General features: G+C 68.9%; 17 protein-coding genes. 5 read left to right on the top strand and 12 right to left on the bottom strand.

Going from position 1 to position 26,745, the window contains the following annotated elements; genetic code table 11:
• Positions 1-135: 135 nt before the first annotated feature.
• From ASC65_RS12635 to ASC65_RS12650, 4 genes are all read right to left on the bottom strand, one after another.
• Positions 136-2,082 carry a sialate O-acetylesterase gene (locus ASC65_RS12635; RefSeq protein WP_082526046.1) on the bottom strand — a complete coding sequence of 649 codons (1,947 nt, stop codon included), beginning with the start codon at positions 2,080-2,082 and terminating at the stop codon, positions 136-138.
• A 17-nt stretch (positions 2,083-2,099) separates the two neighbouring features.
• The gene (locus tag ASC65_RS12640; protein ID WP_156459659.1) at positions 2,100-5,036 is read right to left on the bottom strand and encodes a TIM-barrel domain-containing protein; all 2,937 of its coding nucleotides are present in this window, start codon (positions 5,034-5,036) and stop codon (positions 2,100-2,102) included.
• A gap of 31 nt (positions 5,037-5,067) precedes the next feature.
• Positions 5,068-6,687 carry a DUF5597 domain-containing protein gene (locus ASC65_RS12645; RefSeq protein ID WP_056453823.1) on the bottom strand — a complete coding sequence of 540 codons (1,620 nt, stop codon included), beginning with the start codon at positions 6,685-6,687 and terminating at the stop codon, positions 5,068-5,070.
• Between the two features lie 78 nt (positions 6,688-6,765).
• Positions 6,766-9,627 carry a TonB-dependent receptor gene (locus ASC65_RS12650; RefSeq protein ID WP_162245681.1) on the bottom strand — a complete coding sequence of 954 codons (2,862 nt, stop codon included), beginning with the start codon at positions 9,625-9,627 and terminating at the stop codon, positions 6,766-6,768.
• Between the two features lie 287 nt (positions 9,628-9,914).
• On the opposite strand from ASC65_RS12650, the gene ASC65_RS12655 reads away from it, so the two are divergent.
• Positions 9,915-11,435, top strand: coding sequence for a tryptophan halogenase family protein (locus ASC65_RS12655; RefSeq protein WP_056454194.1), 1,521 nt, complete (start codon positions 9,915-9,917; stop codon positions 11,433-11,435).
• A 25-nt stretch (positions 11,436-11,460) separates the two neighbouring features.
• Positions 11,461-13,434 carry a glycoside hydrolase family 97 protein gene (locus ASC65_RS12660; RefSeq protein WP_056453829.1) on the top strand — a complete coding sequence of 658 codons (1,974 nt, stop codon included), beginning with the start codon at positions 11,461-11,463 and terminating at the stop codon, positions 13,432-13,434.
• Positions 13,435-13,492: 58 nt separating this feature from the next.
• On the opposite strand, the gene ASC65_RS12665 is transcribed toward ASC65_RS12660, so the two are convergent.
• Complete coding sequence (locus ASC65_RS12665) at positions 13,493-15,070, bottom strand: sodium/sugar symporter (RefSeq protein WP_056453833.1); 1,578 nt, start codon at positions 15,068-15,070, stop codon at positions 13,493-13,495.
• A gap of 179 nt (positions 15,071-15,249) precedes the next feature.
• Here ASC65_RS12665 and ASC65_RS12670 point away from each other — a divergent pair, with 179 nt between their 5' ends.
• From ASC65_RS12670 to ASC65_RS12680, 3 genes are all read left to right on the top strand, one after another.
• A complete protein-coding gene (locus ASC65_RS12670; protein ID WP_056453836.1) occupies positions 15,250-16,026 on the top strand; it encodes an IclR family transcriptional regulator in 777 nt (258 codons plus the stop codon).
• Between the two features lie 122 nt (positions 16,027-16,148).
• Entirely contained in the window at positions 16,149-16,898 is a 750-nt protein-coding gene (locus ASC65_RS12675) for an SDR family NAD(P)-dependent oxidoreductase (protein WP_056453839.1), read from the top strand.
• A 6-nt stretch (positions 16,899-16,904) separates the two neighbouring features.
• On the top strand, positions 16,905-18,689 hold the full coding sequence (locus tag ASC65_RS12680; protein WP_056453842.1) for an IlvD/Edd family dehydratase: 1,785 nt from the start codon (positions 16,905-16,907) through the stop codon (positions 18,687-18,689).
• A gap of 233 nt (positions 18,690-18,922) precedes the next feature.
• On the opposite strand, the gene ASC65_RS12685 is transcribed toward ASC65_RS12680, so the two are convergent.
• The 7 genes from ASC65_RS12685 to ASC65_RS12715 all read right to left on the bottom strand — a co-directional run bounded on the left by ASC65_RS12685 (position 18,923) and on the right by ASC65_RS12715 (position 26,681).
• Positions 18,923-19,774, bottom strand: a complete 852-nt coding sequence (locus ASC65_RS12685) for an aldose 1-epimerase (RefSeq protein WP_056453845.1) — start codon at positions 19,772-19,774, stop codon at positions 18,923-18,925.
• On the bottom strand, positions 19,771-20,628 hold the full coding sequence (locus ASC65_RS12690) for an SMP-30/gluconolactonase/LRE family protein (protein ID WP_056453848.1): 858 nt from the start codon (positions 20,626-20,628) through the stop codon (positions 19,771-19,773). Before ASC65_RS12690 ends, ASC65_RS12685 begins: the two co-directional genes overlap by 4 nt.
• Positions 20,629-20,631: 3 nt before the next feature.
• Entirely contained in the window at positions 20,632-22,074 is a 1,443-nt protein-coding gene (locus tag ASC65_RS12695) for an aldehyde dehydrogenase family protein (RefSeq protein WP_056453851.1), read from the bottom strand.
• Between the two features lie 76 nt (positions 22,075-22,150).
• Positions 22,151-23,581, bottom strand: coding sequence for a sugar porter family MFS transporter (locus ASC65_RS12700; RefSeq protein WP_056453854.1), 1,431 nt, complete (start codon positions 23,579-23,581; stop codon positions 22,151-22,153).
• Positions 23,582-23,631: 50 nt separating this feature from the next.
• On the bottom strand, positions 23,632-24,390 hold the full coding sequence (locus tag ASC65_RS12705) for an SDR family NAD(P)-dependent oxidoreductase (protein WP_056453857.1): 759 nt from the start codon (positions 24,388-24,390) through the stop codon (positions 23,632-23,634).
• Complete coding sequence (locus ASC65_RS12710) at positions 24,387-25,547, bottom strand: fumarylacetoacetate hydrolase family protein (protein ID WP_056453860.1); 1,161 nt, start codon at positions 25,545-25,547, stop codon at positions 24,387-24,389. The genes ASC65_RS12705 and ASC65_RS12710 overlap by 4 nt, the downstream gene beginning before the upstream one ends.
• A gap of 102 nt (positions 25,548-25,649) precedes the next feature.
• The gene (locus tag ASC65_RS12715; RefSeq protein WP_056453862.1) at positions 25,650-26,681 is read right to left on the bottom strand and encodes a LacI family DNA-binding transcriptional regulator; all 1,032 of its coding nucleotides are present in this window, start codon (positions 26,679-26,681) and stop codon (positions 25,650-25,652) included.
• Between the last annotated feature and the right edge of the window lie 64 nt (positions 26,682-26,745).

Here is a 26,745-nt window from a genome sequence, read left to right on the forward strand (position 1 = left end):
AGCGCGATTATCCGGGAACCGGGAGTCCGCAGCCTGTCTCCCGGATCGCTGCTGGCGCAGCGTCCGGGAGGGGCTTTCAGGAGCGCTGGCGTCCCCGATCTCCGCTTCGCTGGGTCGGGGATGACAAGCTTAGCCTTACTGGATGCCGATCTCGAACGGTACGGCCGGCAGGCCGTCGGGGCCGTAGAGGTTGCACACGGGGCTTTCGGACCAGCAGAAGCGGACCAGCGACGGGGCGGCGCCCTGGCCGATCGGCAGGACGACGTCGGAGCCCTGCACCGCCCCGCTGACGAATCGGCAGCCCGTCGCCGTCGCGCACAGTTCGAAGCCGACGGCCTGGGCCGAGCTGAGCGTGATCAGGCCCGTGCCGATGCGGTCGAAGCCGACGCGGACGACGTCGCCGTCCCGGCGGGCGCTGGCCGGCGACGGCGAGCGGGCCGCGGTCGTGTCGCCGTGGGCCAGGCGGCGGGCCTCAAGGGCGAGGCGGCGGCCGACTTCCTGCTTGTTGGTCGGGTGGATGTCGTAACGGTCGCCGATGTCGATGGCGACGGCGAGGCCAGCGCGCGGATCAGCTTCGACGGTGCGGCGCTGCACCTCGCGCAGCCCCGCCCAGCCCGACGGCTGGGCCACGGCCGAGGCCGGGCCGTAGTTGGCCAGCTGGACGACCAGGAAGGGCGCCTCAGGGGCGTCGAAGGCGCGGCGCCAGTCGGCCATCAGGCCGGGCAGCAGGCGGCTGTAGCCGACGGGATCGCCGACGTTGGACTCGCCCTGATACCAGGCGAAGCCGGTCAGGCCGTAGTCGCCGAACGGGGCGATCATGCCGTTGTAGAGGGTGGTCGTGCCGCTGCCGCCGATCCACGGCGCTCGCGGTGGGGGCGGCAGGTCGGCCAGGGTCGCCGACGGCTTCAGCCGCCAGGGCGCGGCAAGGGAGATCACCGAACCGTCGGCGGCGGTGATGAGCTTCTTGTCGGCCGGGCCCCACATGCCGCCGCCGCCGCCGGTATCGAGCACGCCGACGGCGATGACGTTGCGGCCGGGGCGCAGCACGCCGGGCTCGAGCGTGTAGACGCGCGGCGTATCCCAGCCCTGGGCCCCGCCGACGCGGCGGCCGTTGACGAAGACGACGTCGACGTCGTCGATGGGCCCCAGCTCGAGCCGCGCGGCGCCGCGCGCCTGGGCGGCGGTCAGGGTGACGGCGGTGCGGTACAGGGCGGTGCCGTCGAAGGTCGCCATGTCGGGGACGGCCTCCCAGGCGCCCTCGGGCTTCACCGAGGGCCAGGCGCTGTCGTCGAAGGCGGCCTCGGTCCAGTCCGGCCGGGTCTTCAGGGACGGATCGGCGGCCCGCCACCAGCGGTCGACGCTGGTGTTCCAGAGCCGCTGGGCCTCCTCCGGCGAGCGCTCATAGGCGGCCAGGATATCGAGGGACTCGCGGTAGTCGCCGGCCTTGAGCAGAGAGTCGGCGCTGAGCCAGTCCTCGATGATCGACCCGCCCCAGGACGACGAGATCAGGCCGATCGGGACCTGCTGGGTCTGCCGCAGGTGACGGCCCATGAAGTAGCAGGCGGCCGAGAAATGCGGCGTGCTTTCGGGCGAGGCGGCCTTCCAGACGCTGTTGGCGGGCAGGCGGTCGGTCGGCGACGGCAGGCTGTTGCGGGCGACGTGGAGCAGGCGCAGCTGCGGGTCGGCCGAGGCGGCGACCTCGGTGTCTGCGTTGGTCACCTGCCGCAGGCCGAACTCCATGTTCGACTGGCCCGAGCAGAGCCAGACGTCGCCGATGAGGATGTCGGACAGGGTCTCGGTGCGGTCGGCGACGCGGGCCGACAGGGCGTAGGGTCCGCCGGTCGCCGGCGGTGTCAGCGAGACATGCCAACGCCCCTCTCCGTCCGCCCGGGTCTCGGTGGAGGTCTCGCCGAGGGTGACGGTGACCGGCGCGCCGGCGGCGGCCTGGCCCCAGACAGGGATCGGCTTGCCGCGCTGGAGCACGGCATGATCCTGGAAGACGTCGGCGAACAGCCGATCCTGCGCGGCGGCGGGCGACGCCGCCAGAAGGGTCGTCGCCAGGAGCACCGCGCGCAGTTTCATCGACTGTTCTCCGTGTCCTAGCGGCGGACCTGAACCGCCGAGCCCGAGTACTCGACCACGCGGGCGCCGGCGGCGTCCCAGTCCATCGCCGCGCCGGTCGGGCCGTCGATCCAGCGGATCTTGAAGGTCCGGTTGGCGGGCATGCCCGGATAGGAACCGCTACGCTCGCCGATCGTCAACACGCCCGACGCCTGGTCCCAGCGGACCGGAATGCGCGAGAACTCGCCCCGCTCGTAGCCGTAGGTCGTGCCGGCGTCATCGTAGAGTTCAAACGACCCGTCGGCGCCCGTGTAGACGGTCAAGGTGATCGGGCCGTCCAGCTTCTCGGCGGTGTACTGCACCTGCGGACCGGTCGGCAGGATCGAACCAGCGCGCACGAACAGCGGGATGCGCTCCAGCGGAGCGTCGACCGTCGCCTCGGCCCCGCCGGCGATGCGGCGGCCGGTGTAGGCGTCGTACCAGTCGGCGCCGGCCGGGAAATAGACCGAGCGGCTGCGCGCCTTGTACTGATGCACCGGGGCGACCATCAGGGCCGGGCCGAACATGTACTGGTCGTTGATGTCCTGGACGCGGGCGTCCTGCGGGAAGTCCATGGCCAGGGCGCGCATGATGGTGCCGTCCTCGTGCCAGGTGTCCCCGGCCAGGGTGTAGATGTACGGCATCAGGCGGTAGCGCAGACGCATCTGGTCGGCGAACGCCGCGTACAGGGCGGTGTCCGGCTTGGCCAGGTTATAGACCTCGCGCAGCGGGAACTCGCCGTGCGAGCGGAACACCGGCGAGAAGGCGCCGAACTGGAACCAGCGGAGGTTCAGCTCGTCCCACTCGGCCTGGTCCTCGGGCTTCATGCCGGCCGGGTTCGAGTAGCGCGACTCGACCGAGAAGCCGCCGATGTCGTGGGTCCAGTTGGGCAGGCCCGACAGGCCGGCGTTCAGGCCCGCCGAGACCTGTTCGGCCAGGTCGTCCCAGCGGGCCGCCACGTCGCCCGACCACAGGGTCGAGCCGGTGCGCTGCAGGCCGCCCCAGGCCGAGCGGGTCAGGATGTAGGTGCGGGTGTCCGGCTGTTCGGCGCGGAAGCGCTCGTAGACGCCCTCGGCGTTGACCAGCGGATAGGAGTTGAACAGCAGGGCGCCCGGACCGGCCGCGGTCGGCCCCATGCGCAGGGTGCGCTCTGGGATGTCGAGGTTCGAGTGCATGTCCGGCTCGACCGAGTCGAGCCACCAGCCGTCGAAGTCCTTGTCGCGCATCTTGTCGCTGATCTGGCGCCAGTACAGGTCGCGGGCGGCCGGCAGATAGGCGTCATAGAAGCTGTTGGCGTAGCCGGGTCCGACCCAGTCGCGCGCGCCCATCTCAACGTTGCGGGTGTACATGCCGCCGATCGCGTCGAGCTGCTTGTAGTGGTCCGTCGTCGGATAGAATTTCGGCCACACCGAGATGATGATGTTGGCGTTCAGGTCATGGACGTCGCGGACCATCTGAGCCGGGTCCGGATAGCGGGCGGCGTCGAAATCGTGCGAGCCCCAGGCGTTCTCGGGCCAGTAGAACCAGTCCTGGACGACGTTGTCGATCGGCAGGCCGAGGCGGCGATATTCCTTCACCGTGTCAACGACTTCAGCCTGGGTGTTGTAGCGCTGGCGGCTCTGCCAGAAGCCGTACGCCCAGCGCGGCAGCATGGTCGCCTTGCCGGTCAGGCCGCGGTACTCGGCCATGACCTCGTCGAGGTTTTCGCCCTCGACGAAATAGTAGTCGATGTCGTGGCCGGCCTGCGACCACAGCGACAGGGCCTGCTGGTCGGCCGGCGCCTGCGGGTCAAGGTGGCGCAGGGCGATGTAGCCGTCGCCGGGGATCCATTCGATCTTGATCGGCACCTGACGGCCTGCGGGCAGCTCGACGTCGAAGTCGTGGAACCACGGGTTCCAGTTCTGGCGCCAGCGGTCGATCTTCAACTCGCCGTCGACCCAGACCTTGGCGTAGCCCGACGAGTAGAGCTTGAACTTGTGGTCGCCGGCTTCCGGCGTCTCGATGGTGCCTTCCCAGACGACGCGCACGCCCTCCTGGCCCGAGCGACCCATGTCGCCGACCTGAACGGGCTGGGCCGGCTGGGCCTTGAAGCCCTCGGGCCAGCGCTGCTGGTCGCGGATGAACTCGTAGTTCACCTGGGCTTCCTGGCGCTGAACCTTCAGCACGTCGTTCTGATAGTAGCTGGCCGTCAAGCCGCCGAAGCGGCCGGTGGCGTCGCGCACGATCAGGCGCTCGTCGATCATGCCGTAGGCGCGCGGGTCGCCGAAGCGGGTGATCGAGTTGTTGTCCCACAGCACGCCGTAGCCGCCGGTCGAGGCCACGAAGGGCACGCCGACGTCCATGTTGTGCTGGGCCAGCTCGACGTCCTTGCCGCGGTAGTTGAGCACGCCCTGTTGGTGCTGGCCGAGGCCGTAAAAGGCGTCGTCGGCGCCCGGGTCGAAGACCTGGCGGACGGTCTCGAACTGGTGCGAGCCCTTCTGGTCCTCGATGGTCACCGGCGAGATCTCGCGGCCGTCCGAGCGCTCGGCCAGGATGACCTCGCCCGAGGGCTCGAGGAAGCGCACGGCGCCGGTGTCGAGCGAAACCTCGGCGGTCAGTTCGGCGGTCTTGAGCAGGACGCGGTCGGCCAGGGTCTCAACCTCGAAGCCCGTGGTCTGCGGCTGGGCCGTGACCATCAGGCTGGCGGGGGCCGTGAAGTCGGCGTCCGGCGAAGCGGTGACTCGAATGGCGCGTGGGCCGAAGACCTGCAGGCGGACCGCCCTCGCCTCGCCCGTCTGCGGCGTGACGATGACGCCGTCGGCGGTGCGCTGGACGGCCGAGCCGATCGCGGCTTCGGGCGTCGCGCCGACCCCGGGCGCCGAGGCGCAGGCGGCGCTGGAGGCCGCGAGCAGGACGGCGACGCTGGCCGATTTCAGAAGGCGGGTATTGAGCAGCATACGGAAGCTCCGCTCCGGGGGGAGTTGCGGGTCAGTAGGTGGCGGTGACCACGCGCAGCAGGCGCGGACGGTCGGTGAAGTTGACGCCGTAGTCGGTCTGGTCGCCGTTCCAGACGCTCTCGAAGACCCATTGGCCGTCGGCGTCGAAATGGCCCTGCTCGTAGCGCAGCACCGTTCGGCGCTTGCCGTCGGTCGAGGGCTTGGCGTTGAAGTCGATGCGGGCGCGCAGGCCGGTGGCGATGTATTCGCCCGGCGCGATCTCGGCGATGACCACGCCGCCGCTGGGCTTCTCGAGGTCCGGGGTTTCAGGCAGCAGGTCGGGGCCGAACTGGCCGCGGAGGTAGCTGACGACGGCGGTCCATTCGCCGAGGTCGAGGGTCTGGGACGAGCGATCATCCGGCTCGGAGGCGCCCCAGACCTGACGCTCGTAGGCGGCCTTGGCCCAGACGCGCTGCCAGGGGGCGATGAGGCGATAGACGTCGCGCATCGGCGTCAGGGACTGCTCGTTCACCACCCGGGCGCCGAGCGGGAAGTTGGAGTAGCCGGTGAAGTCGATGCCGAAGGGCGAAAAGCCGATGCCGCCGCGGCCGAGGGTCGAGAACAGGTAGCGCGGGTACTGCACGTCATTGCCGGTCTCGGCGACGAACAGCGGATTGTCGGCGCGGTCGTAGCGGTCGAGGTGGGCCTCGTACTTGACCGAGGCGCGCTCGTAGATGTCGGGCGACAGGAAGTCGATGGCCGGCGCCGCGGCCTGCCAGACCTCGACGACGTTCCAGGTCGGGCCGCCCGAGGCGTAGGTGTTGGGATCCTGGTGATTGACCGGATCGCGCAGGGCGGCGTTGACGTACATCGGCAGCGGGTACTCGGCCTTGCCCGCGGCGGCGACCTCGCCGACGAAGGAGCCGATGGCCCAGGCGTGGAAGAACTCGTCGGCGTCCTTGCCGAACACTTCGCTCCAGGTCCCCGGCTGCTTGCCCATGCGCTGAAGGAGGGCGGCGGGGACCGGACCGTTGAACAGGGCCTGGGCCTCGGGGCCGAAATCGCGGACCGAGCCGTAGGTGCCGGTCTCGTTCTCGGGCTGGACCATGATGACCGTGCGCTCGCGCTCATCAATCTGGCGCAGGTGGCGCATCAGGGCGACGAAGGCGCGCTTGTCGGCCTCGAGCGTAGCCTGCGCGTGCGGCGACAGGGCGTAGGAGTCCGTGCCGTCCGACTTCTGCAGCAGCGGGAAGCGCTCGGGATCGAGGCGGACCCAGGCCGGAGCGTATTTGGGGGCGGTGTTCTTCCAGGTGCCGAACCACAGCAGCACCAGGCGGACGTCGTTCTTGCGGGCCTCGGCGACCAGATGGTCGACGAAGCTGAAGTCGAACTGGCCCTCGACCGGTTCGATCTGCTCCCAGCCGAGCGGGACCTGGACGGTGTTGGCGCCGACGAAGCGGACGGCGGGCCAGACCTCGGCCAGGGGCGTCGGATAGTTGCTCGAGTTGTTGACCTGGGCGCCGAGGATGGTGAAGGGCGCGCCATCGACCAGCAGGGCGTGGCGGTCGCCGTCGCGGACGATGCGGGGAATGGGCTCCTGGGCCAGGGCTACGCCGGCGAGCGCCAGTTGTCCGATCACCACCGCCGCGGCGGTCCAAGCCTTCACACCCATCCCAACACCTCCCACGCAAACATGAAACCGGGCGCCGCCGAGGACGGCGGCGCCCGGGTAGTCGTTCAGGCGCCGGTCCTAGTAGCGGACGCGGAGACGGACGCTGAAGCGGCGGTCGTCGACCTGATAGTCGCGATAGCGGTTCTGGACGATCTGATACGTCTGGAACTCCTGGTTCAGGATGTTCTGGGCGTCGAAGGTCAGAGCCACGTTTTCATTGAAGTCATAGCTGATCGAACCGTCGAGGACGCCATAGGCCTTGCCGAAGATCGGCAACTGGCCGGTGCCCACGTTGTTCGTGCCCTGGAGGTAGTCGTCGCGCCAGTTGTAGGCGAGGCGGGCATTGAAGCCGTACTTCTCGTAGAGCAGGATCAGGTTGTAGCTGTTCTTCGACAGACCCTGGATCGGCACCGAGATCTCGTCCCCGCCCGTCTGGGCATTGGCCGCGATGGTGGCGGCGTTGGAGTCGATGAAGGTGTAGTTCGCCTGGACGCCGAGCCCGTCGAAGGGCGCCGGCAGGAAGTCGAAGAAGCGCTGGCCGCCGATCTCGAAACCTTCCAGCTCACCCTCGTCCACGTTCTCGAGCCGCTGGATGTTGAACTGCACATCCCCGATCCCGGGCAGGAAGTAGGTCTCGAGACCGCTCGTCGTGAAGAACAGGTCTTCGATGTTCTTGCGGAAGACGGTGCCGTAGACGAAGCCGACGTCGTCGAAATACCACTCGATCGAGGCGTCGAACGCCGTGACCAGCTGCGGATCCAGGGTCGGATTGCCGGTGGCGGTGCCTGTGCCGGGGGTGTTCGGATCCGGCAGCGGCGACTGCGAGTTCGGCAGGTAGGTCGGGCTGATGTTGAAGGTCGCGTTCAGCTGTCCGAAGTCCGGCCGGGCCAGGTTGCGCGACGCCGCGAAGCGCAGTTGCAGCTGGTCGGTCACGTGCAGACGCAGGTTCAGGCTGGGCAAGACGTGCGTGTACTGGTTCTCGCCCACGATCGGCGTGACGATCGACAGGGTCGGCGGCGTGGTGCCGGGCGACGGGACGTAGGCCGGGTCACGGTAGTTGATCGTCTGGAACCCGTCCGAGGCCGAGTTGGTACGGACGATGCGGACCCCGGCGTTGCCGTCCCACGACATGCCGCCGACGGTCGAGCCGAAACGGACCACCGTGTAGCCGGCGTAGGTCTGCTCGGTGACGTTCGAGACCTGGGCCGCCGGATCGTTGAAGTCGCGGAAGCCGACGGTCTGGTTGATCGGCGGCGCGCCGAGCATGTCGAACACCGCCTGCGGGTTGGAGACCTGGCGCAGGCCCCACATCCAGACGTCGCCGAAGACGTTCTGGCCGTCGCCGTTCAGGAAGGAGTTCCGGAACGGGAACATCTCGGCCTGATCGGGGAAGTCGCTCAGGCGGAAGCAGCCCGCCGGGCTGGACCAGTTGGCGCAGGTCGAGCCGACCGCGGTCCAGGTGCCGTAGGTGGTCGAGCGGTTGACCGCCGAGCGGTCGGTGGCGCGGACGCCCATGCGCACGTCACGCAGGAAGCCGCCGTCATCGAACTCCCAGGTCAGGTCGGTGCGGAAGGCCAGGCTCTCGGCGTCGTTCAGCTCGCGGTACGGCAGCACGGCGGTCAGGCCGTAGTTGTCCAGGTCTGCGTAATAGTCGTCGCTGGCGCCGAAGGACGGGATCGACGTCGTGGTGTCGAAGTCGAAGACGTAGTTGCCCGGGAACATGGGCACGCCGCCGTTGCCCCAGTCGATCGGACCCGAGGTGTTGGTCAGGACCGACGCCGTCAGGTTCATCGTCTCCATGTAGACGTTGGAGTCGATGTACTGCAGGTCGGCAGTGATCTTGAAGTGGTCGTTGACCTGCCACGAGCCGCCGACCGAGATGTCGGTGGTGTCGGTCTCACGGCCGGTCGAATAGGTGACCGCATCCACGCCCGGGTTGATGAAGGAGCCCGAGGTGGCGATGCCGTCCTCTACGGTGAACACCCCGCCCGGCGCGACGGTCAGCGGCGAGCCGCCGCCGTAGGCGAAGTAGGACAGGCCATTGTCGCGGAAGTCGTAATCGGCGCGCAGGGCCTGGAGGTAGAACTCCATGCTGTCGTTCGGACGCCATTGCAGGGCCAGGGCCGTGCTGAGGCGCTCACGATCGCCGAAGCCGACGGAGAAGCCGCCGCCGTTCGGCACGGCGATCTCCTGGCCGAGGAAGCCGGGGATGTCGGTGCGGGCGAAATAGGGCTCGACGACCGCCTTGTCCTGACGGAAGGCGGTCTCGCCGTAGGACATGTTCAGCATGGCGCCGAACTCGCCGGCGCCGGTCATCCAGCGGTCGCTGACCAGGAAGGAGGCCGAATAGCCGTTGTCGTTGACCAGGTCGTAGTGGGTGCCCGAGACGCTGGCCGAGATCACGCGGTCCGAGGCGTCGAACGGCAGGCGGGTGCGCAGGTTGATGGTGCCGCCCAGACCGCCCTCGATCATCTCGGCCGAGGGGTTCTTGTAGACGTCCACGCCGGCGAGCAGGTCGGCGCCGACCTCTTCCCAGCTCAGGCTGCGACCGCCCGAGGCGGAGAAGATGTCACGGCCGTTCAGTTCCGAACGGACATTGGTCAGGCCGCGGATCGCGATCCCCGAACCTTCGCCGTAGTTGCGGGTGATCTGCACGCCCGAGACCCGCTGAAGGGCTTCGGCGACGTTGACGTCCGGCAGACGGCCGATGTCCACGGCGGTGATCGAATCGACGAACTGCTCGGCGTTCTGCTTGCGCGACTGAGCCGACTGCAGGCTGGCGCGAATGCCGGTGACGATGACCTCGTCGACCTCGTCTTCCTGGGCGGGCGGCGAAGCGTCCTGCGCCAGGACCATGGTCGGCGCGGCCAGCGCGGCGATCGAAAGCACGGAAGCGCCACACATCAGCGCCAGCCGTCCGGCGCGGTTAATCCGAGACATCAATGTCGACCCTCCCCTTTTGTCGCCGCGGCCGCTCTGAGGCAGTCCTGGGGTGACACATTCTCCCAACGGAACGGACTTTTCCGGGCGTGCCGGGTCCGTTCGCATTTCAAGGATGCAACAAGTTTCAGGGAAAGAAAACCGTTTTTTGTTAGCGCTATCATCGGTTGGCGGACCGTTTCCCCGTTGCAACGCTTGCGGACAGGGAAATCATGAGTGAAATCTGTTTCCAGATATGAACCCATGATAACGGTGGGTCAGGCGCGGCAGACGCCATGGGGAGCGACATGACGGACAACCGGCTGAAGCGAATCGTCATCGTCGGCGGCGGCACCGCCGGCTGGATGGCGGCGGCGGTCATATCGAAGAGCCTGCGGCCCGGCTACTGCGCCATCGAGCTGGTCGAATCGCCGGAGATCGGCACCGTCGGCGTCGGCGAGGCGACCATCCCCCCGATCCAGGCGCTGAACCGCCAGCTGGGAATTGACGAAGACGAGTTCGTCCGCCGCACCCAGGCGACCTTCAAGCTTGGCATCCAATTCCAGAACTGGGGTTCGCTGGGCAACGAGTATGTCCACCCGTTCAGCACCTATGGCGCGGACCTGGAGGGCCTGCACTTCCATCACCACTGGCTGCGCGCCAAGGCGAACGGCATCGAGGCCGGGTCGCTGGATGACTATTCTCTGGTTATCCAGGCGATGAAGGCCGGCAAGTTCGCCCGCCCGTCTCAGGATCCGCGTAACGTCCTGTCGCGGATGGCCCACGCCTTCCACTTCGACGCCAGCCTGTACGGCGCCTTCCTGCGCGACATGGCCATGGGCCGGGGCGTGCGCCGGCACGAGCGCAAGATCGTCGGGGTGAACCTGAACTCCGAGACCGGCTTCGTGGAATCGCTGTCGCTCGACAACGGAGAGACGTTGGCGGGCGACCTTTTCATCGACTGCTCAGGCTTCCGCGGCCTGCTGATCGAGGGTGCGCTGCAGACCGGCTACGAGGACTGGTCCCACTGGCTGCCGGTCGATCGGGCGCAGGCCGTGCCCTGCGAGGCCGTCGGCGCGCCGACGCTCTATACCAAGTCCACCGCCCATGACGCCGGCTGGCAATGGCGCATCCAGCTGCAGCACCGCACCGGCAACGGCCACGTCTACTGCTCGTCCTTCACCACCGACGAGGCCGCCCGCGACACGCTGATGGCGAACCTGGACGGCAAGCCCTTGGCCGAGCCGCGCATGCTGCGCTTCCTGACCGGCCGCCGTAAGAAGGCGTGGAACAAGAACGTCGTCTGCCTGGGCCTGGCGTCCGGTTTCATCGAGCCGCTCGAGTCGACCAGCATCCACCTGGTGCAGACCGGTGTGACGACGTTGATGTCCTTCTTCCCCGACCTGCGCTTCGATCAGACGGACATCGACAAGTACAACGCCATTATCCAGGAGGAGTACGAGCACGCCCGTGACTTCGTGATCCTGCATTATCACGCGACCCAGCGGGACGATTCCGAGTTCTGGAACCACGTCCGGACGATGAGCATCCCGGACAGCCTGAAGACGCGGGTCGACCTGTTCCGCAGCCGGGCCCGAGTGTGGGGCAAGCAGGAGGATCTGTTCGCCTTCACCAGCTGGGTCGCAGTGATGCTGGGCCAGGGCATCATGCCGAGCGGCTACGACCCGATGGCCGACCAGAAGCCGCTGGCCGAGCTCGCGACCAAGCTGGAAGGCATGCGCGGGGTGATCCAGCGGGGCGTGGCGAGCATGCCGACGCACCAGCAGTTCATCGACCGCCACTGCCGCGCCTACGACGACGCCGCCTGACGTTCCCTCTCCCGGAGATCGCCCGATGACCCTTCGCTCCATGCTGATGGGCGCCGCGGCGACCCTCGCCTTCGCCTCCCCTGCCCTAGCCCAGGACCTGGGCCTCGCCTCGCCGGACGGGCGGATCCGGCTGACCGTAGCCAGCCCGCAGGACGGAACGGCCACCTATGCGGTCCGGCTGGACGGGCGCGAGATCCTGTCGCCGTCGCAACTGACGCTCGACCTCGAGGCAGGCGGGACGCTGGGCCGCGGCATGACGGTCGAGGGGTCGGCCCGTCGGCAGGGCGAGGACCGCTACGACCTGATCGGCAAGGCCTCGCGCGTCCGCAAGCCGTACAACGAACTGACCGTCGACCTGACCGAGCCGGACCAGCCCGGCCGCCCAGGCCGCGACATGCAACTGGTGTTCCGCGCCTACGACGACGGCGTCGCCTTCCGCTACCTCGTGCCGGCCGCACCGGGGACCGAGACGCTCGGGCTCAAGGCCGAGGGCACGCAGTTCGCATTCCCCGGCGACTATCGCTGTTGGGGGCTGAACCTGGGGCGGTTCAACTCGTCCCACGAGGGGGAATTCGACCCGATCGAGGCCGCACGCTTCCGCGACCACAACGCCTATGACGCGCCGCTGGTCTGCGAGACCGGCGACGGCGGCCCGGCCCTCGCCCTGGCCGAGGCGGACCTGCGCGACTATCCGGCCCTCTACCTTGCCGGGCGCGGCGACGGCGGGACCGGCGTCCAGGCCAAGCTGGCCCCGCGGCTGGACGACCCGCAGGTCGCCGCCCGCACCCGCGTCGGCTCGGACCTGGCTACGCCCTGGCGGGTGGTGATGATCGCCGACCGTCCGGGCGAGCTGATCGAGTCGACCCTGGTGACCGACCTCAGCCCCGGCCCGGACTTCGACGCCTCCTGGGTCAAGCCCGGCAAGGCGGCCTGGGACTGGTGGAACGGCGGCCAGGTCTCGTCCGTGCCGAACGCCGGCATGAACACCGAGACCTTCAAGGCCTACATCGACTTCGCGGCCGCCAATGACTTCGAATACGTCATGATCGACGAGGGCTGGAACCTCGGCGCCGGGGGCGGCGGCTTGGTGCGGCGCGGCGTCGACGTGACCCGGACCATCCCCGAGATCGACATGCCCGCCCTGGTCGCCTACGGCCGCGAGCGCGACGTCGGGGTCCTGCTGTGGGTCAACTGGAAGGCGCTGGACGCCCAGTTCGACGCGGCGCTGGACCAGTACCGCGACTGGGGCGTGGCCGGCATCAAGGTCGACTTCATGGACCGCGACGACCAGCAGATGGTCGACTGGTATCACCGCCTGCTGGGCCAGGCCGCCGAGCATCGGCTGCTGGTCGACCTGCATGGCGCCTTCCACCCGACCGGCCTGGCGCGGACCTATCCCAACTACCTGACCCAGGAAGGGGTGCTGGGGGCCGAGTACAACAAATGGTCCTCGCGGGTGACGGCGACGCACAACGTCACCCTGCCCTACACGCGCATGATCATCGGCCCGATCGACTACACGCCGGGCGGCTTCCGCAACGTGCGGCCCGAGGACTTCAAGGACCGCTTCATCCTGCCGACGGTGCAGACGACGCGGGCGCACGGCCTGGCCATGTATGTCGTCTACGACAGCCCGCTGGCGATCGTGGCCGATACGCCGGACGCCTACGCCGGCCAGCCCGAGATGCCCTTCCTGCAGGCCGTTCCCACGACCTGGGACGAGACCCGCTTCATCGCCGGCGAGATCGGCCAGTCGATCGTGCTGGCGCGGCGCAAGGGCGCCGACTGGTACCTGGGGGCCATGACCAACGAAGAAGCGCGGACGGTGACCGTGCCGCTCGACTTCCTCGGCGGCCGGACCTTCACGGCGACGATCTACGCGGACGGCGATGCGCCGGACCGAACCGTGATCGAGACGCGGACGGTGCGGGCGGGCGACGCCTTGACCCTGAACCTCGCCGGCAGCGGCGGGGCGGCGGTGCGCCTGACGCCCCGCTGATACGAAAACGGCGCCGCTCGGGGAGCGGCGCCGCCTGCGTTCGACCCTCAGGCCACGGTCACCACCAGATGGCGTAGACCGCGATGAGGAAGGCGATGACGCCCAGGGCCGCGATGTTGAAGCCCGTAGTCGTCTTGTAGCTGACGCCCTCGAAGGTGATCGGGACCGGCTGGGTCTTTTGCGGGACCAGGAGGGAGACGATGATCGCCGCCAGCAGGGAGACCACGAAGACGACGCCGACCCGGTTCATGAACGGGAAGACGAAGGCGCCGGTCGACTGCAGCCACCAGAACCCGGCCGACAGCACCACCGACAGGATGGCCCCGGTCAGGGCGCCGGCCTCGGAGGCGCGCTTCCAGAACATGCCCAGCATGAAGATCACCACGATACCCGGGGTGAAGAAGCCGGTGAACTCCTGGATGAACTGGAAGGCCTGCTCGAAGCTGCCGACCAGCGGGCGGGCGGCGATGATGCCGATGACGGTGGCGACCACCGCCGCGATGCGGCCCACCAGCACCAGGTGCGACTCGGACGAGCCCTTCCGGGCCTTGGCGTAAAGGTCGAGGGTGAAGATGGTGGCGATCGAGTTCACCTTCGACGCCAGCGAGGCGATGATTGCGGCGACCAGGGCGGCGAAGACGAGCCCCTTCAGGCCGACCGGCAGCAGGCCCATGACCATCGGATAGGCGGCGTTGTGGCCGACCGCTCCGGGCTCGAACAGGGCCAGGGCGGCGAGGCCCGGCAGGACCACGATGACCGGCATCAGCAGCTTCAGATAGGCGGCGAAGGCGATCCCCTTCTGGGCCTCGGGGACCGACTTGGCGGCCAGGCCGCGCTGGATGATGTACTGGTTGAAGCCCCAGTAGCTCAGATTCATGATCCACAGACCGCCGATCAGGACGGCGATGCCCGGCAGGTCCTTGAAGTGCGGGCTGTCGGGCGAGAGGATCATGTCGAACTTCTCGGGGAACTGGCTGGTCAGGGTGGTGAAGCCGCCGAGAACGCCGGCGTCGCCGCCGATCTGGCCGAGCGCGATGTAGGCGATGATCAGGCCGCCGAGCACCAGCAGGGTGACCTGGACGATGTCGGTCAGGGCCACGGCCTTCAGCCCGCCCCACATCTGATAGGCCAGGGCGAAGAGGCCCAGGATGATGACCGAGACAATCGGATCGAGGCCCGTCAGGGTATGGATCGGCACGGCGCCCAGCCACAGGATCGAGGTCACGTTCACGAAGACGTAGAGGATCAGCCAGAACACGGCCATGACGGTCCGCAGCGTCGGTCCGTACCGCTGCTCCAGAAACTGGGGCATGGTGTAGATGTTGTTGGCCAGGAAGATCGGCAGGAAATACTTGCCGACGATGATCAGGGTCAGGGCCGCCATCCATTCGTAGGAGGCGATCGCCAGGCCGATCACATAGCCCGAGTGCGACATGCCGATGATCTGCTCGGCCGAGATGTTGGCCGCGATCAGAGAGGCGCCGATAGCCCACCAGGGCAGGTTCTTCGACGCCAGGAAATAGTCGGTCGAGGTCTTTTTCGCACCGGTCTTGTCGCGCGAGACCCATTGGGCCAGGCCGAAGATGCAGACGGCGTAGATGGCGAGAATGACCAGATCGATGGTCGCGAGCGTCATGAAATGCCTCCCCGGCGCGGTCCTGTTCCGGACTCGGCCGGGACGCTAGGGGACGCCGGCGGTGTCGGCAATACGGTTTTCATATTCGACACGATGGTTCACAGGTGATCGGGCTGCGGCGACTTCTCCGAAGCAGCGGGAACGGCTAGCTTCGCTATCCGAACGAGAACCGAGGCCTCATGTCGCTGAACGACGATACCGACGACCGCAAATACCGCGCGCCGGCGCTCGAGAAGGGGCTCGACGTGCTGGAGCTGCTGGCGTCGCATGGCGAGCCGATGACGCCGTCGCAGATGTCGGGGGTGCTGGGCCGGTCGGTCAGCGAGCTGTTCCGCATGATCCAGGTGCTGGAGTTCCGCGGCTATATCGAACAGTCGCCGGAGGGCTATCGCCTGACCAACCGGCTGTTCACCCTGGGCATGGCCCAGGCGCCGGTGAAGTCGCTGATCGACGCCGCCCTGCCGGTGATGCGCGAACTGGCTCTGACGACGGTTCAGTCCTGCCACCTGGTGGTGCTGTCGGACGAGCAGATCGTGGTCATCGCCCGCGTCGAGGGACCAGGCGACCTCGGCTTCTCGGTGCGCGTTGGCTACCGCCGCAATGTCATCGACGCCACCTCCGGCCTGATGTTCTACGGCGCGGCCTCGGCCGTGGCCAAGGCGCAGCTGCGCGAGCGGCTGACGGCCAAGTTCGGGGCCGGGCGGACGCAGAAATTCATCAAGGCCGCCGACGAGGCAGGCGCGCACGGCCATGTCGAGCGGGCCAGCGACTTCGTGAAGGGGGTCACCGACCTGGTGGCGCCGGTCATCGGGGCCGACGGGGTCATCGCCACCCTGATCTCGCCCTATATCGAGCGCACCCCGCCGACCTGCAGCATTGAGGAGGCCGTCGGCCACCTTCGTAAGGCGGCGGCGGCGATCTCGGCCGAGATGAGCGCGGTCTCGCAAGCCTCCTGATCAAACAAGCCACCGAAATTGATGACGCGCCCGCCCCGGCGCGTTGACTTCGCACGCCCGGATCAGCATTTTCGCGGACGAACAGCGCTTTCATGAGTGAAAGGTGCTGACTGGGGAGCGCCATGGCCGCCATCTATCCCGATCTCGCGGGCAAGACCGTCGTCGTCACCGGCGGCGCGGGCGGCATCGGCGAGGCCATCACCCGCGCCTTCGTCGCCCAGGGAGCCAGGGTCGGCTTCCTCGATCTCGACGCCGCGCGCGGCGAGAGGCTCCAGGAAGAACTGGGCGAAGCCGCCCTGTTCGTTCGCTGCGACGTGACCGACATCCCGGCCCTGAAGGCTGCGGTGGACGAGGTGCGCGCACGCCTCGGTCCGATCGGCGTGCTGATCAACAACGCCGCCCACGACGAGCGCCACGAGACGCTTGAGGTCACCGAAGACTACTGGGATGGCCGCATGGCCGTGAATCTGAAGCACCAGTTCTTCGCATCGCAGGCCGTGCTCCCCGACATGATGGCCGCCCAGAAGGGCTCCATCGTCAACCTGGGCTCCTGCTCCTGGATCATCGGCCAGGGCGGCATGGCGGCCTATACGGCGTCCAAGTCGGCGGTGCTGGGCCTGACCCGCTCGCTGGCCCGCGACTTCGGCGGGCACGGGGTGAGGGTCAACGCCGTCGCCCCCGGCTGGATCATGACGGAACGCCAGCTCGAGCTCTGGGTCACCCCGGAGACCGAGAAGGAGATCTACGCCAACCAGTGCATCAAGCGCCCGCTGGTCCCCGACGACGTCGCCCGCGTCGTGGTCTTCCTGTCGTCCGACGACGCCTCGGCCATCACCAATCAACACTACGTCGTCGACGGCGGCTGGAACTGACCTGACATGAAGAAGCCGCTGCGCTCGCGCGCCTGGTTCGACAATCCGGAGAACCCGGACATGACCGCGCTCTATCTCGAGCGCTACCTGAACTACGGCCTGACGCGGAAGGAGCTGCAGTCGGACAAGCCGATCATCGGCATCGCCCAGACCGGCTCGGACCTCAGCCCCTGCAACCGCCACCACCTGGTGCTGGCCGAGCGCCTGCGCGAAGGCATTCGCGAGGCCGGCGGCATCGCCATGGAGTTCCCGGTCCACCCGATCCAGGAGACCGGCAAGCGCCCGACCGCCGGGCTGGACCGCAACCTGGCCTACCTCGGCCTGGTCGAGAGCCTGTACGGCTATCCGCTGGACGGCGTCGTCCTGACCATCGGCTGCGACAAGACCACTCCCGCCTGCCTGATGGCTGCGGCGACCGTCGACATGCCCGCCATCGCCCTGTCGGTCGGCCCGATGCTGAACGGCTGGCACAAGGGCGAGCGCACCGGCTCGGGCACGATCATCTGGAAGGCCCGCCAGATGATGGCCGCCGGCGAGATCGACTACGACGGCTTCATCGAGCTGGTGGCCTCCTCGGCGCCGTCGGTCGGATACTGCAACACCATGGGCACGGCGACGACGATGAACTCGCTGGCCGAGGCGCTGGGCATGTCCCTGCCCGGCTCGGCGGCCATCCCGGCGCCGTACCGCGAACGGGCGCAGGTCGCCTATGAGACCGGCCTGCGCATCGTCGAGATGGTGCGCGAGGACCTCAAGCCGTCGGACATCCTGACCAAGGAGGCGTTCCACAACGCCATCGTCGTCAACAGCGCCATCGGCGGCTCGACCAACGCCCCGATCCACCTGACCGCCCTGGCCCGCCACGCCGGCGTCGAGGTGCCGCTAAAGGACTGGGAGACCCACGGCCTGCACGTGCCGCTGCTGGTCAATCTGCAGCCCGCCGGCGAGTACCTGGGTGAGGACTATTTCCATGCGGGCGGCGTGCCCGCCGTGGTCAACCAGCTGATGCAGCAGGGCTTGATCCACGAGGGCGCCCTCACCGTCAACGGCAAGACCATGGGCGACAACTGCCGCGGGGCCGAGATCGTCCTGCCGGACGTGATCAAGACCTTCGACGCGCCGATGAAGACCGACGCCGGCTTCCTGGTGCTGACCGGCAACCTGTTCTCGACCGCCATCATGAAGCTGAGCGTCATCAGCCCGGAGTTCCGCGAGCGCTATCTGTCCGACCCGGCCGACCCCAACGCCTTCGAGGGCCCGGCGGTCGTGTTCGACGGGCCGGAGGACTATCACCACCGCATCGACGACGAGAGCCTGGGCATCACCGAGCGGACCCTGCTGTTCATGCGCGGCGCCGGTCCGATCGGCTATCCGGGCGCGGCCGAGGTCGTAAACATGCGGCCGCCCGCCTACCTGATCAAACAGGGCGTCACCGCCATCGCCTGCATCGGCGACGGCCGCCAGTCGGGCACCTCGGGCTCGCCCTCGATCCTCAACGCCTCGCCGGAAGCGGCCGCGGGAGGGAACATCGCCCTGCTGCAGACCGGCGACCGGGTGCGCATCGACCTGAACACCGGCCGCGCCGACATCCTGATTTCGGACGAGGCGCTGGCCGAGCGCCGTGCAGCCTTCGAGGCGGCGGGCGGGTACACGTACCCCGCCTCGCAGACGCCCTGGCAGGAGATCCAGCGCAGCATGGTCGGCCAGCTGGAAACCGGCGCGACTCTGGAGCCGGCCGTGAAATACCACCGCATCATCGACAAGTTCGGCCTGCCCCGGGACAACCACTAGGACGGCCTGTCCTGGCGTGGAGCTTGTCATCCCGGAAGCGCCGCAGGCGCTATCCGGGACGCGGAACCACTTTGACTGGCGCTCCCGGAAGCTGCGTCGGCAGCTGTCCGGGAGACAGGCAGCGTCGCACAGGCAGTCGCCCGGCTTGCTGCTGCGCAGCCTCCGGGCGGATCAACTAGAAATGCAGCTGGCGCCCCCGATCTCCGCTTCGCTTCGTCGGGGATGACAAGGGGTCAGCGCTCGACCCCGATCTCCATCCACATCGCCATGCTCCCGCCGGGCTGGAGGACGGTAAGGCCGCTGGCCTCGCCGGCGGGCGCGTGGAGCGCGTTCGGGCGGTGGGTGACGGGTTCGACGCAGCAGAAGTCTTCGCCGGGCGCATAGACGTGGGCCCAGGCAGCGTTCGCCGAGGCGCGGACGACGGTCGCCCTGCCCTGCCCCTCGATCCGCGCCACACCGTCCCAACCCGCGTAGCAATGGTCCACGAAGGGGGCGTCGGCGACGGTGCGGCCCTGCGACCAGTCGAGCACATCGGCCGTGCCGACCTGGGCGGTCGGGATCAAACTGCCCTCGGCGCGCCAGACGGAGGTCGCGGCCAGGGTCAGGCGGGTGTCGTCCGCGACCGGGAAATACGGATGCAGACCCAAGCCTGCGGGCATGGCGGCGTCGCTGAGGTTGCGCACCGACAGGTCGACGCGCAGGCCGGCCTCGGTGAGAGCGAAGGTCTGGATCGCCTCATAGGCCCAGGGCCAGGCGCCGGCTTCGTGCCGGTAGACCATCCGGGCCGAGGTCGCGTCCTGGTCCAGCATCTCCCAGGGGTTCAGCCAGCCGTCGCCGTGCAAGGCGTGCGGCGAGAACTGCGGCAGCGCCGGCAGGGACACCGCGCGGCCGTCGAAGGCGAACCGCCCCTCGGCGATGCGGTTGGCGTAGGGGACCAGGGGGAAGCAGGCGACCTGCAGGATGTCGGTCTCGCCCTCGGCGGTCGGACGCAGCACGTCGCGACCGTCGACCGTCAGCCGGGCGATCGAGCCGCCGAGGTCGGGGCGGAGGGACAGGCGCCAGCCGCCCCGTTCGAGGACGATCACAGCTTGACCCGCGCCTGCGGCAGGCCGGGGGTCTCGACCCGGACGCGATACAGGCCGCCGAGCGTCGGCTGGGCCGCGCGCTTGTCGGCGTTCCCGAGCCAGGCGGTGGTGCAGTAGAGGTCGCGCCGGTCGCCGCCGCCGAAAGCCGCCTTGGTCACCGTCTGCACCGGCAGCTCGATCTTGCCGATGCGCTCGCCCGACGGCGCGAAACGGGCCACGCCCCAGCCGTTGAACAGGCCGACGTGCAGCACGCCGTCGGCGTCCACGCTTGGGCCGTCGGCGAAGCCGTCCTCGGTGATGGCGAACAGCCGCTTGTTGGTCAGATAGCCATCGGCGTGGTCGAAGGCGTAGACGCGCCGCTCAGTGGTGTCGTGGTGGTACATCGTCCGGCCGTCCGGGCTGAGCGCCGGACCGTTGGTGACGCGGTAGCCGTCGTCGTGGCGGGTCAGTTCGCCGCCGCGCCAGCGGTAGAGGGCGCCGGAGACGGTGTCTTCGCTGTCGTCCATCGACCCGAACCACAGGGTCCCATCCGGGGCGACGAAGCCGTCGTTCAGCCGGTTCTGCGGCCGGTCCTCTTCGACCCGCTGGATCAGGGCGAAGGCGCCCGTTTCCGGATCGAACCGGTGCAGGCCGCCGCGCACGCCGCAGACCAGCGAGCCGTCCTCGGCCGGAAGGGCGAAGCCGGTCTGGTCCGGCGTATCCCACGAGTCCTTGCCGCCGGTCGCCGGGTCGTAGCGATGCAGCTTGCGGCCCTTGATGTCGACGAACCACAGGCAGCCGCTGGCGTCATCCCAGACGGGGCCCTCGCCCAGCTCGGCCTGGACGTCCCAGATCAGTTCGGGTTGTGCGCTCATCGATCAGCCGGCCGAGTAGGAGGTCTTGGTCAGGGTGAAGAACTCGGCGGCCGCGAAGCCCTGCTCGCGGGCGCCGTAGCTGGACGACTTCGTGCCGCCGAAGGGCACGTGATAGTCGACCCCGGCGGTCGGCAGGTTGACCATGGTCATGCCGGCCTTGGCGCGGCGCTGGAAGTCGCGGGCGTGCTTCAGCGAGCTGGTGACGATGCCCGCCGACAGGCCGAACTCGACGCCGTTGGCGATGGCCAGGGCCTCTTCGTAGTCCTTGACCCGGATGGTCGAGGCGACCGGACCGAAGACCTCTTCGTTGTTGATCCGGCCATTCGGGTCGGTGTCGGCGATCAGGGTCGGCTGGACATACCAGCCGGGCGTTTCGAGGCTCAGGCGCTCGCCGCCGGCGACGATGCGGCCGCCCTCCCCCTTGGCGATGTCGATGTAGCGGTAAGAGGTCTCGCGCTGGTCCTCGCTGACCGCCGGGCCGATCTGGGTGTTGGGGTCCAGGGCCCCGCCGACGCGCAGGGCCGCGACCTTCTCGCCGAGCAGTTGCACGAAGCGGTCGTGGATGCCGTCCTGGACGATCAGGCGGCTGGAGGCGGTGCAGCGCTGGCCGGTGGCGTAGTAGGAGCCGTCGAGCGCGATCATCACGGCGCGCTCCAGGTCGGCGTCGTCGAGCACGATCAGCGGGTTCTTGCCGCCCATCTCGAGCTGGACGCGAGCCTGGCGCGCCACGGCGCCGGCGGCGACGCCGCGGCCCACGCCCTGCGAGCCGGTGAAGGAGATGCCGTCGACATCCTTGTGGTCGACCAGGGCCTGTCCGACGCGGCCGCGGCCGACGACCATGTTGAGCACGCCCTTGGGCAGGCCGGCCTCATGCAGGATGGCGACCAGGGCCTCGGCCGTGGCCGGGGTCGGGCCGGCGGGCTTGATGACGACGGTGTTGCCGAAGGCCAGGGCCGGGGCGGCCTTCCAGGCCGGGATGGCGATGGGGAAGTTCCACGGCGTGATCAGGCCGAAGACGCCGACCGGCTGGCGGTAGGTCTGGATCTCGACGCTCGGGCGGACGGAGGCCAGGTTCTGGCCGTGCAGGCGCAGGGCCTCGCCTGCGAAATATTTGAGGATGCGGGCGGCGCGGGCGGTCTCGCCGATGCCTTCCGGCAGGGTCTTGCCCTCTTCGCGCGAGAGCAGGCGGCCGACCTCCTCCTTGCGCGCCATCAGCAGGTTGGAGGCCTTGTCCAGGATGTCCGAGCGGACCTCGGGCGAGGCCTCGGACCAGGCCGGGAAGGCGTCCTTGGCGGCGGCGACGGCGGCGTTCACTTCGGCGACGTCGCCATCGGGGGTGCGGGCGACCAGGTCGCGGGTGTCGGAAGGGTTGAGGCTTTCGCTGGGCCGGTCGGTCGGGACCTTCTCGCCATTGATCCAGTGGGAGAGTTCGAGCGTGTCGGTCATGGCGAGTTCCTCAAAGTGACACGGGCGGCGGGGGAGCGCCGCCCGTGAGGGTAGATAGTCTTCGACGCGGCCGGGGTCAGCCGGTCATCTCTTCCAGTTCCTTGCCCTTGGTCTCCTGGATGAAGGAGCGGACGAGGAAGATGCTGACGACGGCGGCCGCCGTGTAGAGGGCGTAGGTGCCGCCCAGACCCAGGCCGTCGGCCATGCGCGGGAAGCTCTGCACCACCAGATAGTTGGCGCCCCACTGGGCCAGGCCCGCGATCGCCAGCGCCGAACCGCGCATCTGGTTGGGGAACATCTCGCCCAGCATGACCCACATCACCGGGCCCCAGCTGAAGTTGAAGAAGATGACGTAGAGGTTGGCGGCGACCAGGGCGACCATGCCGGTCGTCGGGGTGAGCGCCAGATTGCCGGCGGCGTCATGGCCGGCGCCCATGAAGGCCCAGGTCATGGCGGCCAGGCTCACGGCCATGCCGACCGAGCCGATCACCAGCAGCGGCTTGCGGCCGATCTTGTCGATCACGGCCAGGGCGGCGAGCACGGCGGCGATCGAGACCGCGCCGGACAGGATGTTGCGCTCCAGGGCCACGGACTCGGAGACCCCGGCCAGCTTCCACAGGGTCTCGCCGTAATAGAAGATGACGTTGATGCCGACGAACTGCTGGAAGGTGGCCAGCATGATCCCGGCCCAGACGATGGGGCGGAACAGGATACCCTTGGCGGCGATGTCCGCGAAGCTGGGGCGGTGGTCCTTGGAGAAGGTGGCGCTGATTTCGCCGACCTTGCGCTCGGCGGCCTCGGCGCCGAACAGCTTGGTCAGGACGGCGCGCGCCGCATCGATCTTGCCCCGGCCGATCAGGTAGCGCGGGCTTTCCGGGATGAAGAACAGGGCCACCAGGAAGACGGCGGCGGGCACGGCCTGGGCCAGGTACATCCAGCGCCAGGCTTCCGTGCCGGCGATGTGGCCCAGCGAGCTGCCGGCGGTCTTGGCCAGGAAGTAGTTGACCAGGAAGGCGGCGGTCAGGCCGGTGATGATCATCACCTGCTGCACCGTGCTCATCCGGCCGCGGATGTTCGCCGGGGCGACTTCCGAGATGTAGAGCGGCGAGAGCACGCTGGCGGCCCCCACCGCCATGCCGGCGGCGAAGCGGGCGGCGACGAACAGGGTGTGATCGCCGGTGAAGCCCTGGATCAGGGCCCCGAACAGGAACAGCAGGGCGGCGACGATCATCACCGTGCGGCGCCCGATCACGTCGGCCAGACGCCCGGCGAAGAAGGCCCCGAAGGCGCAGCCGATCAGCAGCGAACCGACCGTGAAGCCCAGCCCGTCAGCGTCGAGGTTGAAGGCCGCGGTCAGCCCCGCCTGGGTGCCGTTCACGGCGCCGCTGTCGTAGCCGAACAGAAGACCGCCGATGGTCGCCACGGCGACGATGGCGGCGATGAAGCCCATGTTGACCTTGTCCGATCCGGCCAGATCTGGGCCCGAGCCCCCCGTCGGTCCTGCCATTCTCAATCCTCCCTCATGGGCTCTTGCGGCCCCGCTGTCGCAACCTCGGGCTATCTCCAGCCCGCGTCCACGAAATACTCATGCCCGGTGATGAAGCGCGCGTCATCCGAAGCCAGGAACAGGGCCAGGGCGGCGACGTCGACCGGCTCGATGCGACCCTTCAGGCACTGGGCGGCGACGATCTCGGCCTCGCCCTCGGGCGTGTACCATTTCATCTGGCGCGGGGTGCGGACGTTGCCCGGCACGATGCAGGCGACGCGCACGCCGTCCGCGCCGAGCTCGCGGGCCAGGGCGCGGGTCATGCCCTCGATGCCGGCCTTGGCCGTCTCGTACAGCGACAGGTCAGGCAGGCCGAGGTGCCAGCTGATCGAGCCGAGGTTGAGGATGACCCCGGCGCCGCGCTCGCGCATGGCCGGAGCCACGGCCTGAGCCGCGAAATACAGGTGCCGCAGGTTCACCGCGATGCGGTCGTCCCAATAGGCCGGCGTGACTTCGGTCAGGGTGTGGCGATCGTCATTGGCCGCGTTGTTGACCAGGACGTCGACCGGGCCGTGCGTCGCGGCGATGTCGGCCAGGCAGGCGCGCAGGGCCTCGACGTCGCACAGATCGCAGCGGTGGAAGATCGGGGCCGGATCGAACGAGGCCAGGGCGGCCTCGAGCTTGCGCGACTCGTCCTCGAGCACATCGAGGAAGACCACCCGCGCGCCCTGGCGGGCGAAGCCCTCGGTGAGACCGGCGCCGATGCCCGAGCCTCCGCCCGTCACCACCACCAGCCGACCCTTCAGCGAAGGATAGATCGCCCCACTCATTGACTCGCCCCCACCAGGCCCCGCCCGGCCAGATTACGCATCAGCCCCAGCACCCCGAGCGTCCATTTCGGCGCCTGGTCGCAGGTCGTGACCTTGTTCTCGAGCACGCCCAGCCGCTCGGACGAGACGCGCACGACGTCGCCGACCTTGTGGGTGAAGCCCTTGCCCGGGGCGTCACGGTCGTCGATCGGCGCGAACATGGTGCCGAGGTAGAGGGCGAAGCCGTCGGGATACTGGTGGTTCGAGCCGGTCGTCTGTCGCACCAACGCCTCCGGGTCGCGGCTGATCAGGCTCATCGAGCTCTGGCCGCGCATGACGAAGCCATCGTCTCCGACCACCTCCAGGGCGATGGTCGCCTGGCGCACGTCGTCCATGGAAAAGCCGCCGTCGAACAGCCGGATGAAGGGGCCGATCGAGGCGGAGGCGTTGTTGTCCTTGGCCTTGCCGAGCAGCAGGGCGCTGCGGCCCTCAATGTCGCGCAGGTTGACGTCGTTGCCGAGGCTCGCGCCGACCGGGCGGCCCTCGGGATCGCAGACGATGACGACTTCCGGCTCGGGGTTGTTCCAGGCCGAGTCGGCCCGCACGCCGACCCAGTCGCCCCAGCCGACCGAGGCCAGGATGGGGGCCTTGGTGAAGATCTCGGCGTCGGGGCCGATGGCCACTTCCAGATACTGCGACCACAGGCCGTCGTCGATCAGGGCGGCCTTGAGAGCGGTGGCCTGTTCGGACCCCGGCTGCACGGCCTTGAGGTCGCCGCCGATGCGGGCCGACAGGCGCTCGCGGATCGACCCGGCGGCCGAGGCGTCGCCACGCGCGGCCTCTTCGATGACCCGCTCCAGCGCCGAGACCGCGAAGGTCACGCCCGAGGCCTTGATGACCTGCAGGTCGACCGGCGACAGCAGGGTCAGGCCCTCGCTGTCGGATTCCCACGCACGGGTGAAGTCGAGGTCGTCAAGCGCGCCGAGGTCCCGGCCTTCCACGGTCGCGAGGTCGGCGGCGCGGGACACGGCTTCCGCGCTGGTCGGTGCGAAGCCGGAGATGTCGTAGAGCCGGCCGCCGCGCACGAGCACAGGGGTCGGGCCCTCGGCCAATTGGGCACGGCCCAGCAGCAGGGCGTCACGCCAGTCGGCGGGCAGATGATCGATGAGTCGCGCCATTTTCCTCGGCCGCTGGCTTCCCGCTGGGCGGGGCCGGGTCGTTGTATGTTAGCGCTAACAGTCGCCAGCGTCGGCGACCGTGTCAAGCTTTTATGGGTGAAATCACTGTGCGGGAGGGGCCGAGGATTCCCGGACGATCAGCTGGTGGGCGACCAGGTGTTCGGTCGCCTCTTCGGGGTCGCGGTTCGGCCCAGCCTCGGCCAGCAGGCGGATGGCGGTCTCGGCCATCTCGGCGACCGGCTGGCGGATGGTGGTCAGCGACGGCCAGACGGCGGTGGCCAGCGGCGTGTCGTCGAAGCCGACCACCGTCAGCTGACCTGGCACGTCGAGGCCGCGCCGATGAGCGGCGGCGATGGCGGCCGCGGCCATGTCGTCGTTGCTGGCGAAGATGGCGGTCGGCGGACGGCGCGCCGAAAGCAGGCGCTCGGCGGCCTCGAAGCCGGAGCGGTAGGTGAACTCCCCGGCTTCGACCAGGCATTCGGCGGCGGGCTCTGCGGCGGCGATTTCGGTCTCGAAGCCGATCAGGCGCTCGGCGCTGGCGGTCTGGTTGGGCGCGCCCTTGATGAAGCCGATGCGACGGTGGCCCAGGGACAGCAGGTGGCGGGTCATCTCGGCAGCGGCGGCCATGTCGTCGATGCGGACGCTCTGGGCCTCGGACTTGAAGCGGCCGGCGGCGACGGCGACTACGGCCAGGTTATGCGCCTGCACCTCGGCCAGGGCGGCCCAGGACTCGCCATGCGGCGGCGGCAGGACCACGCCGACCACCCCGCCGGCGACCAGCCGGTTGATGGCGGCGCGTTCGCTCTCCGGATCGGGCTCGCACTTCTCGATCAGCAACTGGGCCCCGACGCGGTGCACCCCCTCCAGGGCGCCGATCAGGAACTCGCTCAGATAGCTGGCGCTGGGGTTGGAATAGAGCAGGCCCAGACGGCCGGCGCCGGCGCGGGCCAGGCTCCGGGCGGCGGCGTTGGGGGCGTATCCCAGGGCCTCGACGGCCTTCAGCACGGCCTCGCGAGTGGAGGCCTTCACGCCCGGCGCATTGTTCATGACCCGTGACACGGTCATCGGCGAGACGCCCGCCCGAAGGGCCACGTCGCCGATCTTGACCACCGACTTGCCGGGATCCGCAGCCATTGACGCCCCTCGCCATTCCCCGCGCCGCGCGCGAAGCCTCACTTAGCAACCCCGACGCGCTTGC

The organism is Brevundimonas sp. Root1279 (genome assembly GCF_001425945.1).
Classification (GTDB): domain Bacteria; phylum Pseudomonadota; class Alphaproteobacteria; order Caulobacterales; family Caulobacteraceae; genus Brevundimonas.